This is a genomic window from Candidatus Zymogenus saltonus (genome assembly GCA_016929395.1).
Taxonomy (GTDB): Bacteria; Desulfobacterota; Zymogenia; order Zymogenales; family Zymogenaceae; genus Zymogenus; species Zymogenus saltonus.
In genome coordinates this window covers 1-14200 of the sequence record JAFGIX010000027.1, presented here as the reverse complement: position 1 = coordinate 14200, position 14200 = coordinate 1, and the positions used below count along the sequence as shown (strand labels likewise).

Annotated in this window: 12 protein-coding genes; 7 read left to right on the top strand and 5 right to left on the bottom strand. The window is 52.5% G+C overall.

Annotated features, from left to right (window positions below):
* Positions 1-43: 43 nt before the first annotated feature.
* From hslU to JW984_05480, 4 genes are all read right to left on the bottom strand, one after another.
* The gene (gene hslU / locus JW984_05495; GenBank protein ID MBN1572636.1) at positions 44-1486 is read right to left on the bottom strand and encodes an ATP-dependent protease ATPase subunit HslU; all 1443 of its coding nucleotides are present in this window, start codon (positions 1484-1486) and stop codon (positions 44-46) included.
* A 305-nt stretch (positions 1487-1791) separates the two neighbouring features.
* Positions 1792-2376, bottom strand: a complete 585-nt coding sequence (gene hslV, locus JW984_05490) for an ATP-dependent protease subunit HslV (GenBank protein MBN1572635.1) — start codon at positions 2374-2376, stop codon at positions 1792-1794.
* Between the two features lie 6 nt (positions 2377-2382).
* Entirely contained in the window at positions 2383-3321 is a 939-nt protein-coding gene (locus JW984_05485) for a tyrosine recombinase XerC (GenBank protein ID MBN1572634.1), read from the bottom strand.
* Positions 3322-3577: 256 nt separating this feature from the next.
* A complete protein-coding gene (locus JW984_05480; GenBank protein MBN1572633.1) occupies positions 3578-6169 on the bottom strand; it encodes an RND family transporter in 2592 nt (863 codons plus the stop codon).
* 325 nt (positions 6170-6494) lie between these two features.
* Between JW984_05480 and JW984_05475 the strand changes: the two genes are divergently transcribed.
* The 3 genes from JW984_05475 (at position 6495) to JW984_05465 (ending at position 9935) form a co-directional block, all read left to right on the top strand.
* The gene (locus JW984_05475) at positions 6495-6710 is read left to right on the top strand and encodes a DUF1858 domain-containing protein (protein ID MBN1572632.1); all 216 of its coding nucleotides are present in this window, start codon (positions 6495-6497) and stop codon (positions 6708-6710) included.
* A gap of 905 nt (positions 6711-7615) precedes the next feature.
* A complete protein-coding gene (locus JW984_05470) occupies positions 7616-8311 on the top strand; it encodes a glycosyltransferase family 2 protein (protein MBN1572631.1) in 696 nt (231 codons plus the stop codon).
* A 55-nt stretch (positions 8312-8366) separates the two neighbouring features.
* Positions 8367-9935: a glycosyltransferase family 39 protein gene (locus tag JW984_05465; protein ID MBN1572630.1), complete on the top strand. Its 1569-nt coding sequence runs from the start codon at positions 8367-8369 to the stop codon at positions 9933-9935.
* A gap of 339 nt (positions 9936-10274) precedes the next feature.
* On the opposite strand, the gene larE is transcribed toward JW984_05465, so the two are convergent.
* Positions 10275-11126: an ATP-dependent sacrificial sulfur transferase LarE gene (gene larE, locus JW984_05460; protein ID MBN1572629.1), complete on the bottom strand. Its 852-nt coding sequence runs from the start codon at positions 11124-11126 to the stop codon at positions 10275-10277.
* Positions 11127-11279: 153 nt separating this feature from the next.
* On the opposite strand from larE, the gene JW984_05455 reads away from it, so the two are divergent.
* The 4 genes from JW984_05455 to JW984_05440 all read left to right on the top strand — a co-directional run.
* A complete protein-coding gene (locus JW984_05455; GenBank protein ID MBN1572628.1) occupies positions 11280-11825 on the top strand; it encodes a redoxin domain-containing protein in 546 nt (181 codons plus the stop codon).
* 263 nt (positions 11826-12088) lie between these two features.
* Positions 12089-12700, top strand: a complete 612-nt coding sequence (locus JW984_05450; protein ID MBN1572627.1) for a DedA family protein — start codon at positions 12089-12091, stop codon at positions 12698-12700.
* 19 nt (positions 12701-12719) lie between these two features.
* On the top strand, positions 12720-13748 hold the full coding sequence (locus tag JW984_05445; GenBank protein ID MBN1572626.1) for a hypothetical protein: 1029 nt from the start codon (positions 12720-12722) through the stop codon (positions 13746-13748).
* Between the two features lie 85 nt (positions 13749-13833).
* On the top strand, positions 13834-14200 hold a 367-nt coding region (locus tag JW984_05440), incomplete at its 3' end, for a DUF3795 domain-containing protein (GenBank protein ID MBN1572625.1).

The following is a 14200-nucleotide window of genomic DNA, read 5'->3' as shown; positions in this document are numbered from 1 at the left end:
CGGCCGCGAGCGATCGATGCCGAACGGCAGTCGATCTTTCAGCCTACAGGATATACTTGCTCAAATCCTGGTCCTCGATGATGTCCTTCAGCTTCTCCTGAACGTACTCCCTGTCGATCTTTATCTTTTTCTTGGAAAGCTCAGGCGCCTTGAAGGAGACCTCGTCCAGGAGCTTTTCGAGGATCGTGTGGAGCCTCCTGGCGCCGATGTTTTCGCTCCTCTCGTTCACCTGCGCCGCCATTCGGGCGATCTCGTCTATAGCGTCGTCGTTGAACTGGAGGGTCACCGACTCCGTCTCCATTAGGGCCATATACTGGGTGATCAGGGCGTTCTTAGGCTCGGTGAGTATCTTGACGAAGTCGTTTTTGTCAAGAGAATCAAGCTCGACCCTTAAGGGGAACCTCCCCTGAAGCTCAGGAATAAGGTCGGAGGGCTTCGATACATGAAAGGCCCCTGCGGCGATGAAGAGGATATGATCGGTCTTGACTATCCCGTACTTGGTGTTTATCGACGACCCCTCGACGATGGGGAGGATGTCCCGCTGGACCCCCTCCCTCGATACGTCCGGGCCGTGGGCGCTCTCCCTCCCGGCTATCTTGTCTATCTCGTCCAGGAAGATGATCCCCGACTCCTCCACCTTTTTTACGGCAAGGCCCACTACCTTGTCCATATCTACGAGCCTCTGGGCCTCCTCGGCGGCGATGATGTTCTGGGCCTCCTTTACCTTAACCTTCTTCTTCTTGGTTTTCCCGGGGAAGAGGTTTCCGAACATGTCCTTGATGTTTATGTCCATCTCCTCGATGCCGGAGGCGGAAAATATCTCCACCATCGGGATATTCCGCTCGCGGGTCTCCAGCTCCAGCTGGCGGTCGTCCAGCTTTCCCTCTCTCAGGAGTTTTTTGAGCTTCTCGCGCGTCTTTTCGTAGCTGTTCGCGTCGCCGGAGCCGAGCTGGGGGGGCTGGGTTTCCTCTCCCACTAATTCAAACCTGCCGGCTTCGGCGTCCTCGGTGTCGTCGTCGCCGGAATCCGGCGGGGTGAAGCCCAGATCGGGCTTCCCCTCGGGCGCCCTCCTCTTGGGCAGCAGAATGTCGAGGATCTTCTCCTCGGCCAGCTCTTCCGCCTTCACCTTCACCTTTTCCATCTCCTCGGCCCTGACCATGTTGACGGCGAGCTCGACCAGGTCCCTGATCATCGACTCCACGTCCCTGCCGACGTATCCCACTTCTGTGAACTTGGAGGCCTCGACCTTCAGGAATGGCGCCTGGGAGAGCTTGGCGAGCCTCCTGGCAATCTCGGTCTTTCCCACCCCGGTGGGGCCGATCATGATGATGTTCTTCGGCGCAATCTCGTCCCTCAGTTCCTCCGGGACGCGCATCCTGCGCCAGCGGTTCCTCAACGCTATTGCAACGGCCCTCTTCGCCTTATTCTGGCCTATGATGTATCTGTCAAGCTCCGAGACTATCTCCCGGGGCGTAAAGGTCTGCATTGGTCTCTCCTGTGATAAAGGTCTGCTTTAAAGAGTTTAGAAATTTCTTCTCATTGATTTTTTTAGTTCTGTCATTCCCAATTCGATTGGGAATCTATTCTGTCATTCCCAGCTTGACTGGGAATCCAGTGAATATCAATCTGGATTCCCGCTTGCGCGGGAATGACAAATAATTGCTTTTCTGTACTGTCATTCCCCACTTGACTTGGGGTTTATACTGTCATTCCCAGCTTGACTGGGAATCCAGTGAATATCAAACTGGATCCCCGCTTTCCAAGGGGATGGCATTTTCCCCGTCTATAGAATTACAACACCTCGATCTGGATGTTGTCGTTGGTGTAGATGCATATCCCGGCGGCGATCTTCAGCGACTCGGCTGCGATCTCCTCCGCCGAGAGCTTCGAGTGCTTGATCAGCGCCCTGGCGGCGGCCTGGGCATACCCCCCGCCGGATCCGATGGCGATCACCTCATCGTCCGGTTCCAGGACGTCCCCGCCCCCGGAGATGACGAGCGATGTCTCCTTGTCCGCAACGACGAGTAGGGCCTCGAGCCGCCTAAGGTACTTGTCCATTCTCCAGTCCTTGGTGAGCTCCACGGCGCTCCTGACGAGGTTTCCGCTGTACTGCTCGAGCTTGCTCTCGAAGCGCTCGAAGAGGGTGAAGGCGTCGGCGGTGGAGCCGGCGAATCCGGCGATTATCTTCCCGCCGTAGAGGCGTCTCAGCTTCTTTGCCCCCCCCTTGGCAATCGACTCCCCCATCGTCACCTGGCCGTCGCCCGCAATGGCCACCTTGCCGTCCTTCCTTACGGCCACGATCGTCGTGGACCTGATCCTGTTTTCCGGCTCTCCTTTTTCCCCTGTGATGGCAGGGTCTCTGTAAATGTCTCTCATATACGTTCAGCTCCTTTTTGACCTCGGATGGGCCTTGTCGTAGACCTCCATCAGCCTGTCTATCGTGACGTGGGTGTACTTCTGGGTCGCGCCGATCGACTCGTGTCCCAGAAGCTCCTGGATATCCCTCAGGCCCGCCCCCATCTCGAGGAGGTGGGTGGCGAAGGCATGCCTCAGCTTGTGGGGGCTGACGTTCAGCGTCAGGGATCCCAAGAGGATATATTTTTTGACGATCCGGTTTACGCTCCTTGCCGTCAATCTGCCGCCGCGCATGTTCAGGAACAGGGCCTTGTCGTCGATCCGCTTTTTTGCGTCTCCGAAGTTGTCTCCGCTCCTGACTCCCAGGTATTCTTTCAATGACGACAGCGCCGGGGCCCCCGCCGGCACGATCCGCTCCTTTTTCCCCTTGCCCGACACCTTGAGGACCGACTCCGTAAAGTCCACGTCCAAAAGATTAAGCCCAACAAGCTCACTCACCCTTATGCCGGTGGAGTAGAGCAATTCGAGCAACGCCCTGTCGCGCCTGTCCGAGGGCGCCTCCCCCCCGGCGGACTCTATGAGCCTGAAGACATCGTCGACGGTCAGGTAATCGACGAGCTTCGTCTCCCCCTTCGGGTAGGACACGACGGCGGCGGGGCTTCTCTCGATAAAACCCCTCTTCAGTAGGAAGCGGTAAAACGTCCTCAGGCTGGAAAGCTTCCTCGATACGGAGCTTCGCTCCCTTTTCCCGATGATCGAGCCGAGGTACGACCGGACATCGTCCGGGGAGGCGTTAAGCAGCTTCCCCCCGCATTTATCTTTCCCCTCGCCCCTGGTTATAAAATCCTCGAACTGGCGGATGTCTTTCACGTAACTCCTGATCGTGTGGGGCGACGCCCCCCTCTCGAGAGACAGGTACTCGGAGAAGAGATCAATGGGGTTTTTCTTACCGTTTCGCTCATTCATCGAGTCCATGGACAAGGCTAACACATAATATAGCCATTATCAATTGAAATTTCAAGGTGGAGATCAAGATAAATGGTTCAAGACGGGAAAAAGTGGACTCTACCGAACGACCCACCCGGTCTGCAAGGCGGGTTCAACGAACCGACTCGGTTGGAAATAACGGCCCCTGTAGGATTTCAGTGCAGGCAATAACGAAAAGTAGTATATTATGAACAATAGTGGTAGGGGGGAGCAGTAGGAGTGGGGGATTAACCAGCTACCTTCCCGCGTCGAGCTTGAAGATGGAGACAAGGGCGGGGATGATGATCAGGGTCGCCGATGCGCTTATGATCATCGTCGCGGAGACCAGCCAGCCCACGTTCATGATCGGCTTGAAGTTTGAAAGGACGAGAATGATGAAGCCGGCCGCCACGGCAACGGCGTTGAAGACGAGGGCGCGCCCGGTATTGTGGATGGTCTCGAAGAGGGCGTCGTTTACGTCGAGCCCCTTTGCCGTCTCTATCCTGTACCTCGATACAAAGTGGATCGAGTAATCTATCCCTATTCCTAACCCCATCGACGCGATCATCGCGGTGGCCACATCGAGGTTTACATCGAAAATCCTCATAAGGGTGAAGTTGGAGAATATCGTGAAGATTAGGGGAAGCATGGAAAAAGAGGCGGCCTTGATTGACCTGAAGACTAAAACCAGCATCAGGAAGACTACGATAAGGGAGGTCGCGAGGCTGATGATCTGGCTCTTTATGATGTAGTGGGAGATCACCACTACCATGTGACCGGTGCCCGTAAGGTGGACCTCCTCGCCATCGCCGAAATTCTCGTCGATGAATTCCCCCGCCATCTTCTGGAGGTGCATGATGTCCCGGGAATAGGAGGATTTCAGCTGCATGACCAGGTTCACCTTTCGGTACTCGAAGTCGACAACTTTTTCCATGTCCTCGCCCCCTGAGTTCTCGTAAAGGAGGAGGTACTGGGCGTTCATGTCCCGCCCGCTGATGACCTCTTTTACCGTTTTTCCGTCCTCTCCCTCTACGGTTATCTCCTCGGTCGGATTAGGGAGTCTGTTCATCTTAGGATCGTTGTCGTTCATGACGTAGTTCATCCTTCTTAAGAAATCGGTTATGGAGCTCGTCGATCCGACAAGTTCGTCTGAAGCGAGATAATCTTGGAGCCTCTCGACCCTCATTAAAAAATCGGGGTCCTTGATGCCGTCCGGCGCCCCGGAATCGATAATGATGTTGAGGCTTGTGCTTCCCGGAAACTTCTCGTTTATCAGCTCATCCGCGATGACGATCTCGCTTCTCTTCTTGAAGTCGTTCATGAATCCGTAGCCGACCTCCACCCTTGTGGCCACGAAGATCACCGCGATGAAGGCGGGGATCATCAAGGCGAAGATTAAGCGGCGCCTGTTGATCGATACCCGCCCCAATGTATCCAAAAAGCTTGTAAGGGGAGTTGTGCTGTGGTTCCTGTCAACGGCCATGCCGAGCTTCGGCGGAGTCTTCAATATCATCATCATGGCGGGGATGAAAATCAGAGAAAAGATCATGGCGGCTAAGATGCCGAAGGCGGTAAACGCGCCGAACTCCCGGATGGGGCTCAGGCTCGACGTCACAAGAGACCCGAACCCGGCCATGCTGGTGAGCGAAGTCATAATCACGGGAGACGATATTTCCTCCATGGTGTCCACCATCGCATCCCGCTTTTTGCCCCCCCCGGAGAGCCTCCCGTAGAATTCGGTGATGATGTGTATCCCGTCGGCGCACCCTATGGCCACGAGTATTACCGGCAGGGTGGTGGATATGATAGAGATCGAATAGCCGAGGATCGCCATGAGCCCCATCGTCCATATCGTGCTGATCAGCACGACGAGCAAAGGGGTTACCATCCCCCTCAGGTTCCTGAAGACTACAAATAGTATCACCATTATCAGCAGGATGACGGCGGGGATCAGAAGAGACATGTCGTCCTTCATGTAGCTCGCCTCGCGGCCCAATATCATGGGAGTTCCTGAGACGTAGTACTCTTCGGGCCCGCCCAGCTTGACAGCCATATCCTTTAGGGCCTTGTAGATGGCTATGGTCCTCTCTTCGTGGCTGGTGAACGTGAGGTTGGTAAAGATGATCGTGGCCGTTTCGTCTTCCGAGACGATCTTTTTGGCGAGCATATCGTTGCCGAGAATCTTGTCCCTCAAAAGCTTAATATCATTAAACGTCTCAGGGACATCCTCCATAATCGGGCCGGTGTCAAGCACGCCGCCTATGCTTTCGATGTTCTCGACCGTGGAAAGGCTCATCACTTCCTTGAAGGGCTCGAGGCCGATCCTGATACCCTCAAGCTCCTCAATGAGCCCCTCGTCGGGGTCGTCTTCCGCCCTGAGAATCCTGAGGGCGTTCTTGACAGGGCCAATGTCCGATTTCGTTAGGCCGCCTTCAGGGACCTTCGACAGAAGCTCCTTCACCTCGCCGTCCGTCTCTTCGATAAGCTCCTCGATCGTCTCCAAATCCTTTTCGTCAACAACGATCAGCTTCTCCATCATCTCGGTGAGGGCTTCGATCTTCCCGAGGGAGGTTTCGTTGTAGATCGTGCCCGGAGACACAACGGCAACGATCGCCGCGTCGGACCTGCCGAACAGCTCCTCGACCTCCTCCCAGTAGATGACGGCCGGGTCGTCCTGGGGCAGCATCTTCCAGGGGTCGGGATCTATCTTGAGCCTGAAGATGTTGATCGCAAAGAAAACCGTTATCAAAGAGACAAGGCCGATGACGATCATGGGGTGGTCGGTCACGAGGACCGCCAGGCGCCTGTAAAGCGCGTGTCTCTTTTTGATAAGCTGGCCCTTTTCCACTCGACGAATACCTCTGAGTCTCCAATAAATAAAGAGGGAGCCGCTGCATTATCGGGGCGATCTCCCCTGGGGACGGTCGTTTTGACCGATCAATTTTAAAGCCCCTTTATATAGAGTCTATTGTACAAAGTCAAGTCGAAACAGGGCTTTTTGGCCCCTTTTTGAAAATATCTTTACAAAATAAATCGTGTATAAAATGTGCGGCCTCCTTTTCTCTAATTTTATCCACAAAAAGTGAAAAGAGCCCAACAAATTACTTGACAAAAACAGTAGACCATTATAACTTATACATAAAGGAACTTTCTTTAAAAAGGAGTTGATTTCAATGGGAAACACGGAAAAGAAAATAACGTCGGATATGACTATATTCGAGGTCTTGAAGAAGTACCCGGAAACCGAGGAGGTAATCAAGAAGCATTTCCAGGGCGGGTGCTTTGCATGTCCTGCATCGAGGATGGAGTCGATAGGGGAGGGGGCCGCGGTGCACGGCCTCGACGTGGATTTCATCCTGGACGAGCTGAACAAGAGCGCATCCGCTTAAAGCGGGGTTGGCTAAATGTTTGTTTGGGGGATCGGTGATACGCGGGATTGGATGATGGGGGGGGAGGCTGAATGTTTGTTGGGGGGGGCGGGGGTAATTTGTGGGGCTGAATGATGAAGGGTCTGCCGATTGTTTATTATGGGGGATGGCCAATTGAGTGTTGTGGGCCGCCGGTGATATGTAGGGTTGGCTGATGGGGGTTTATTCGATTGTCTGTTTAAGGGGGGGGGGAGCCAAATTTCTGTTTGGGCCGCAGGTGATATGTAGGATTAGGTGAGGGGAGTCGGGCGGTTGTCTGTTGAGGCCGCCGGTGATACGCAGGATTGGCCGATGGGGGGTTGGTCGGTTGTCTGTTGGGGGCCGTAGGAGGTGTATAAAGTTGGGTTTTGAGGGGTCGGCCGATTGTCGATTTAGGTAGTTGATGATATTTAGGGTTGGATGATGGGGGGTAGGCTGATTGTCTGTTGGAGGAGGCGGGTGGTTTTAAGTTGGAGATTTCTGAACCTCCGAGTGGCTTTTAGATACCGGGGATTGCTCGACCGGGGGCCGTAGTTGGCCGATCAACAAAAGAATTGCGGAAGGGCTTGCCTTTCCAACAAGCCACAATGAAAATTATTTGACTTTTAGGGGCGTATTGCGATGCGCCCTTTTTTTATCTTTCTCCTATTTAGGGATTTACATATTCTATGTTTTTTTTTATCATGTATAACAATAATATGTGACCTGAATCAGCGAGGGCGGATTTCCCGCAGCAAAACCGGCGGGACACCTCTTCTTTTTTCTATTGGCCGGGGGCCGACCGATTGCCGATTGAGATTGAGATTGAGATAAGGGCTGGAGGGACTTCTTAATAGATTAAGATATCGAGATATAGAGATGTCGATCAAAAAAGTGGGGGAGATAAGATAAAGCTATCCGTAATCATTCCGGCCTATAACGAGGTCAAAACCATCGACGAGATAGTGGCCAGGGTCGAGGGGAGTCCCTTGGAAAAGGAGATCATAATCGTGGAGGATTGCTCCACGGACGGGACCAGGGATCGGGTAAGGGAGATCGCCAAAAGGAAAAATATCAAGAAAAATATCAAGGCCATATATCACGACAGGAATAAGGGGAAGGGCGCCGCTCTCCGGACGGGATTTGAATCCGCGACCGGCGATATAGTTATAATCCAGGACGCCGACCTCGAGCTGAATCCCGAGGAGTACCCAAGCCTCATAACCCCCATTCTCGACGGGAGGGCGGATGTCGTCTACGGCTCCCGATTCCTCGAAGGCGGCCGCAAGGGCCTCCCTCCTGTAAAATACGTGGCGAATCTCTTTTTGACCCGCCTCTCCAATATGCTCAACAACATAAAACTGACGGACATGGAGACCTGTTATAAGGTTTTCAGGAGGGAGGTTCTGGATCAAATTACGATCAGTTCGGACCGCTTCGGGTTTGAACCGGAGTTTACCGCAAAGGTCGCGAGGGCCGGATTCGAGATCTACGAGGTCCCGATAAGCTATTGTGCCAGGAGCAATTCCGAGGGGAAAAAGATCTCCTGGTGGGACGGTGTAAAGGCGGTCTTCCTGATCTTCTGGTTTCGGTTTTTCGACTGATCGGCCGTCAACCTGATAAGGCTGTCCGTTTCCCGTATCGTTTTGGGATTTTTGTATGACAAATCGTGTCGATGACTGCAAGAAGAAATTAAAGGGCCTGGTCGAATCCCTGAATCGCTTCTATCTCTCGAAGAGGCTCCCCTGGTATATTATCGGTCTGGGGATATTCTTTCGCCTCTATCAATATCTCTGCAACAGGTCTCTCTGGAGGGACGAGGCAAAGCTCTCGCTGCTGATATTGGACAGTCGATTGAGCGATTTTCTCGGGCCGGTTTCAAAGCCCCCTCCGCCAGGTTTTTTGGTAATCGAAAAGGCAAGCACGATCCTGTTCGGAAGCAGCGAATATGCGCTGAGGCTCTTTCCGCTGATCTCGGGGATAATCGCGCTGTTCGCCTTTTATTATGTGATAAAGAGGCTCCTCGATAAAAGGATAGTCCCCGTCGCCCTCCTCCTCTTCTGCTGTACCTATTCCCTTATCTACTTCTCCACGGAGCTCAAGCAATATTCAAGCGACGTCGCCGCAGCCCTTATCCTCTACTCGTTGGCCTTCTACCTTTACGAGAGAAAGTTCGATCTGATCGGGACCATACTTATCGCACTTGTCGGCGCGGTATTCATATGGTTCTCCCATCCCTCGGTCTTTATCCTGGGCGGCATAGGGCTGACATTCACGGTGTCGTCCCTTCTCAAAAAGGAATGGAAGAGCTTCTCTCGGGTCACTGCCGCCTCCTTGGTATGGCTCACCAGCTTTGCCGCAGTATATTTTTTCATCCTGAGACATCTCACCTCAAACGAGCTCCTCCAGTCGTATTGGAGCAAGCACCACTTTGCGCCCCTCGTGCCCGCCTCGATCTCCGATCTCAAATGGTATGCCGATAACCTGATGGGCATCTTTGAAAACAAGGACCTGATGAATCTTGCGAATCCGATTCTATGGGCCGTCGTCTCCCTCGTCGGCTGTTTATCGCTTATTTTGAAAAATAGGGAAGGCCTCTTCCTCTTGATCACGCCGATTTTCCTTACGTTGATCGCTTCAAGCCTCCATAGGTATCCCTTTTACGGAAGGCTCCTCCTCTTCATCACCCCGGCGATAGTGATATTTCTCTCCGTGGGGTTGTGGGAGATCTTTGAGTTAAAAAGGGGCAAACCAATAACAACTGTCGTATCAACTATTATAGGAGTGTTTCTAATAGGGCTTCTTTTCTTCTCTTCCTTTTTCGTCGGGGAGGACTATTTCTTCAAGCCCATTACGAGGGAGGAGATCAAGCCCGTCTTGGTATATATCAAGGAGCATCAAAGGGAGGGGGATATAGTCTATGTCTATTACGGCGCATTTGACCAATTTTTGTATTACGCAAAGAGATATGATTTTGATATAAATCGATGCTACACCGATGCCAAGATTCGGGAAAATCCGCCGCGCTATAGTTTTAATCTTAATACCATATTGGGACATGAAAGGGTCTGGATTCTATTCTCGCACGTTTTTGACAAGAAGAAGCTGGAAGAGGTGGAAAGCATTAAATCAGTCCTTATAGAAGGCTACGGCGGCAGGGTGCTCGATTTTCATGAAGAGGTCGGCTCCTTCGTCTATCTCTTTGAATTCAGCAATAGTGGGAAATAGGTTATCGGTTTCCTTATAAAAAAATCGTGAGACGCTCATCCGCCGGATTTTAGGGCCGCCGATAATATTAAGGCGGGGGTTTCCGGCAATCCAAGAGGCCGGATAACAGGGGGATTTGGCAAAAAAGCCTGAGCGTATCGGTTCAATTTCCACCGACAATTCGGCGTTTGACAGTGCCGCCCGGCGCCCGGCACACAGGCACCCTCCCCCTAAGTTCCCGCTTACGCGGGAATGATACACGACGGGCGGCGCAGACAAACTTGCACAATCATAATGACGTGCCCCTGTGGGGTTTGTCCGCGATTAACTGCTCTGCGGCTTAATTTTGCGGTGGGGGATTCAAGGCTTATCCGAGTCCGGCCCTTCAAGCCCCTCGTTCATCCTCCCTGAGCGATACCCGCCGAGGTCAACGGTCACGGACGAAAATCCCAGGCGCCTTATCTCGGAGTATATCCGATCCCTCAAATCGGGAGACAAAAGCCTCTCTATCTCCGATTCGCCCACCTCGATCTTAGCCGTTTTCGGCGGGCCACCGAGGTGCCTGACCCTTACCGTCTTAAACCCGTGACTCATTAATACAAGCTCCGCCTTTTTGACGCCGTCGATCTTCTCCAAGGTGATCTCATCATTGTAGGGGAACCTCGTGGCGAGACACGCCATGGGCGGCCTTTCGGTCCCTGGGATATTTAGCGATCTCGACATCTCCCTGATCATCTCCTTTCCGATCCCAAGCTCAAGAAAGGGGGACTCGATCTTCAGCTCCGAAAGCGCCCTCATCCCCGGCCGGTAGTCATCGGTATCGTCGGCGTTGGTTCCGTCCAGGACGTGCTCTATGCCGAGCTCCCTGGCCGCCCCCAATATGATCCTGAAGATCTCCCTCTTACAGTGGTAGCATCTGTCGGTTAGATTTTTCCTGATGTGGTCCATTTCAAAAGGATTGAAGTCTATGACGTAGTGGGGGACGCCGATCCTCTCGGCCTCGCGGATCGCGGCTTCGATCTCGAAATCGTGTATGAGGGGGCTTTTTATCGAGAGGGCGAATGTACCCTCAGGAAGGGCACTCTTTGCGATGTTGACCAGAAGGGTCGAATCGACCCCACCGGAGTGGGCGATAAGGACCCGATTTAGTGACTTAATACAGTCGGTCAGGGCCTTTGGGCCGGTATTTGCGTCGAAACAATCTTTTTTCATAATCTTACGGAGTAGCTATTAAAACATTATATCAAATTAATACGAATCTTGTAAAAAAAAAGATGGTCAATTTTGAAACCGTATGATATAAATATCAACCAGTACTAAAACTGTATTTGGGAGGAAGCTTTAGGGGAAGAAGGAGAAAAAACTATGAGAATAAGATCGAGTTTAAAGCCGCGCAGGCGATTCATCTTGATGATGACATTTTTTATTGTCGCTGTTTTTTTTGCGTGTGAGGGTGAGCCTCCTGCAAATGCGACGGTTATACCTAAAAAGGGAGCGATAGCCCCAGATTTTACCCTGGTGACGCTTGACGGTAAGAACGTTACCCTGTCGGATTACAGGGGAAAGGTCGTTTTCCTGAATTTCTGGGCCACATGGTGTAAGCCGTGCACGAGTGAGATGCCGGCGATGGAAAATCTCCACAAGGCTATGAAAAACCAAGATTTTGCGATGTTGGCCGTCAGCATAGACATGAAGTCGACATATCAAGTGAAAAGCTTTGTTAATAGGGGAGGGTACAGCTTTCCCGTCATGCACGACGTCAGCAAGGACGTTGCGAAGAGCTACTTTATTGATGGCATTCCCACGACCTTCATCATAGATAAGAAAGGCGTTATAGAGGCCCGTCTGGTCGGCGGAAGGGCGTGGGATTCCTACGAGGTTGTGGAATACTTTAAAAAAATATCGAAGTGATCCTTTAAAAGGGAACCAAAGTGTTTTAGGGCGGTTCGAATCGACGCATATTGTCGGTCTGTATCGAAATAATGAGGGGTGCCAGCGGCGGGGGTTATCATCGGAGATTCCGGCAGAAGTTTCTTGTCGACTGCCGGGGGACGGCTGCTTATTTACAATGTATCTAAATACGAGTAATAACGCCCCCTTAAAGCAGGGGAAAAGTTCAAAGGGTCATTTCATTTAGCTCTCGGATGGATTTTACAGAATTTTTTATGCAGATAATGAAAACGAAGACCGTGTCCGTCGTCTTCGTTTTTATCTTCTTTGCCTCCTCCGCCGAATATTTCTTTCCCCCGTTCCCGGGAGATACCATCCTTCTTTTCGGCGCCTTCCTTGTGGGAAGAAATTTTCTCCCCCTCCACTGGGTGTTTATCAGCGCAACCCTCGGGAGCTTCGCCGGCTCAATGGCCCTTTACGCCTTTGGGGCGACGAAGGGGAGGAAGTATTTCCTCAAGAAAAACTTCAAGTTTTTCTCCGCATCGAGGGTACAGGCCCTCGAAAACGCCTTCAGACGCAAGTGGGGCGGGGCGATAATCGTCCTGAATCGCTTCACGCCGGGATTTCGCTCCTTCTTCTTCGTGGCGGCCGGAATAGCCAAGATGCCGGCGATAAAGGTCGCCGTCTACAGCCTGACGAGCGTGATTGTCTGGAACTGCGGAATCATGTTCATCGGCTATCGGGCGGGACTCAAGTGGGAGGAGCTTAAATACTACCTCGAAGTCTACTCGTATACGATCTTTACGATTCTATCCATTATTACCGCTCTTTACATCATCTTCTTGTTTGTCAAGAAGGTAATCAAGAGGAGGAAAAGAAGTTCGGGGAAAGAATAATTTTTTAAGGAAACAGGATATGGAGTTCAAAAAGATTGTAAAGGATGCCGAATTCTATGATCCCTTCAACGAGTTCAAGCTGACCAAGAGGCCGACCGAGATCCGCACCGATCCCCTCTTTGGAAGGAGCATAAGGATCATATATTTTCCTGTGACGCTGCCCCCGCCGCCCGACCAGAGGCCTATAGCCGATGCCACGAAGCCCTTCTGTCCCTTCTGCAGGCCGGCGGTCTTTGAAAAGACGCCCAGGTTCGTCGAGGAGCTGGTCCCAGAAGGGAGGATAGAGGTCGGAAGCTCGGTTCTCTTCCCAAACGCCTTTCCTTACGACGCCTTCAGCGTAGTGGGGGTAGTGGGCGAGGAGCACTTCGTTCCGATGGACTCCTTCACTCCCGAACTTTTTTCGGACGCATTTTCGGCCGCCTGTAATTTCATGGAAAGGGTCTACAAAAAATACCCGGAATATCGCCACCACTCGATCAACATGAACTACATGCCCACGGCCGGGGGGAGCATAATCCACCCCCACATACAGATAATTGCAGGGGACATACCCACCAACTACCAGCGGGAGCTTTCCGAGAGGGCGACGGGCTACACAAAAAGGCACAACAGGAACTATTTCGAGGACTTGGTAAGGGAAGAGGAGAGGCTCGGCGAGAGGTTCATTGCGAGGGACGAGGGAATCGTGTTTCTCGCCTCCTTCGCCCCTATGGGAATCACGGAGTTTCTCGCAATCTTCGAGGGAGGCGAGGATATGATGGCGGTTAGAGGAAAAGTCAGGGAGAAGTTTGCGGCGATGGGATCAGGCATCGTGTCCGTTTTAAAATACCTTCATTCGCTGAACTTCGCGAGCTTCAATATGTCGATCTATTTTGCGGAGCCGGGAAATCCCGGCTACCCGACCCACCTCAGGATCGTCCCGAGGACCCAGCTCCCCCCAATGGGCGCCAGCGACGTGAACTACTTCGAGATGCTCCACCACGAGGTGCTGACCATTATAAAGCCGGAGGAAGCGGCCGAGGGGGCAAGGGCGGTGTTCGGGGCTTAGGGCTTTTGATTTTTGTCGAGCGCCGAGATCCGCCCGCATTTGGTCGTTTTATAGATAAGCCGATCTTTATAAGTAAGAGAAAAGGATGGAATATCAGGAAATAGTAAAACATATCGCCCCGTGCGGGCTCAACTGCAGGAAATGCCTGGCGCACGTGGAGGGCGACATCAGGCGCCTGAGCATTTCGCTTGCGGACTCTCTGGGGCCGAATTTCGGCGAGTATGTCGGGCGATTGTCGGCGTTTACGCCCGCCCTCAAGAACTATGACGCGTTTCGGGAGCTCCTGGAATATTTTGCAAAAGGCTCGTGCCGCTCATGTCGGGAGGACGATTGCGCCTTTTTCGCGTGTCCGGTAAAGGACTGCGTAAGAGAAAAGGGGGTCGATTTTTGTTTCCAGTGCGACCGGTTCCCCTGCGAAGACCCGGGCCTCTCGGAGAGGCTCACGAAAAGAT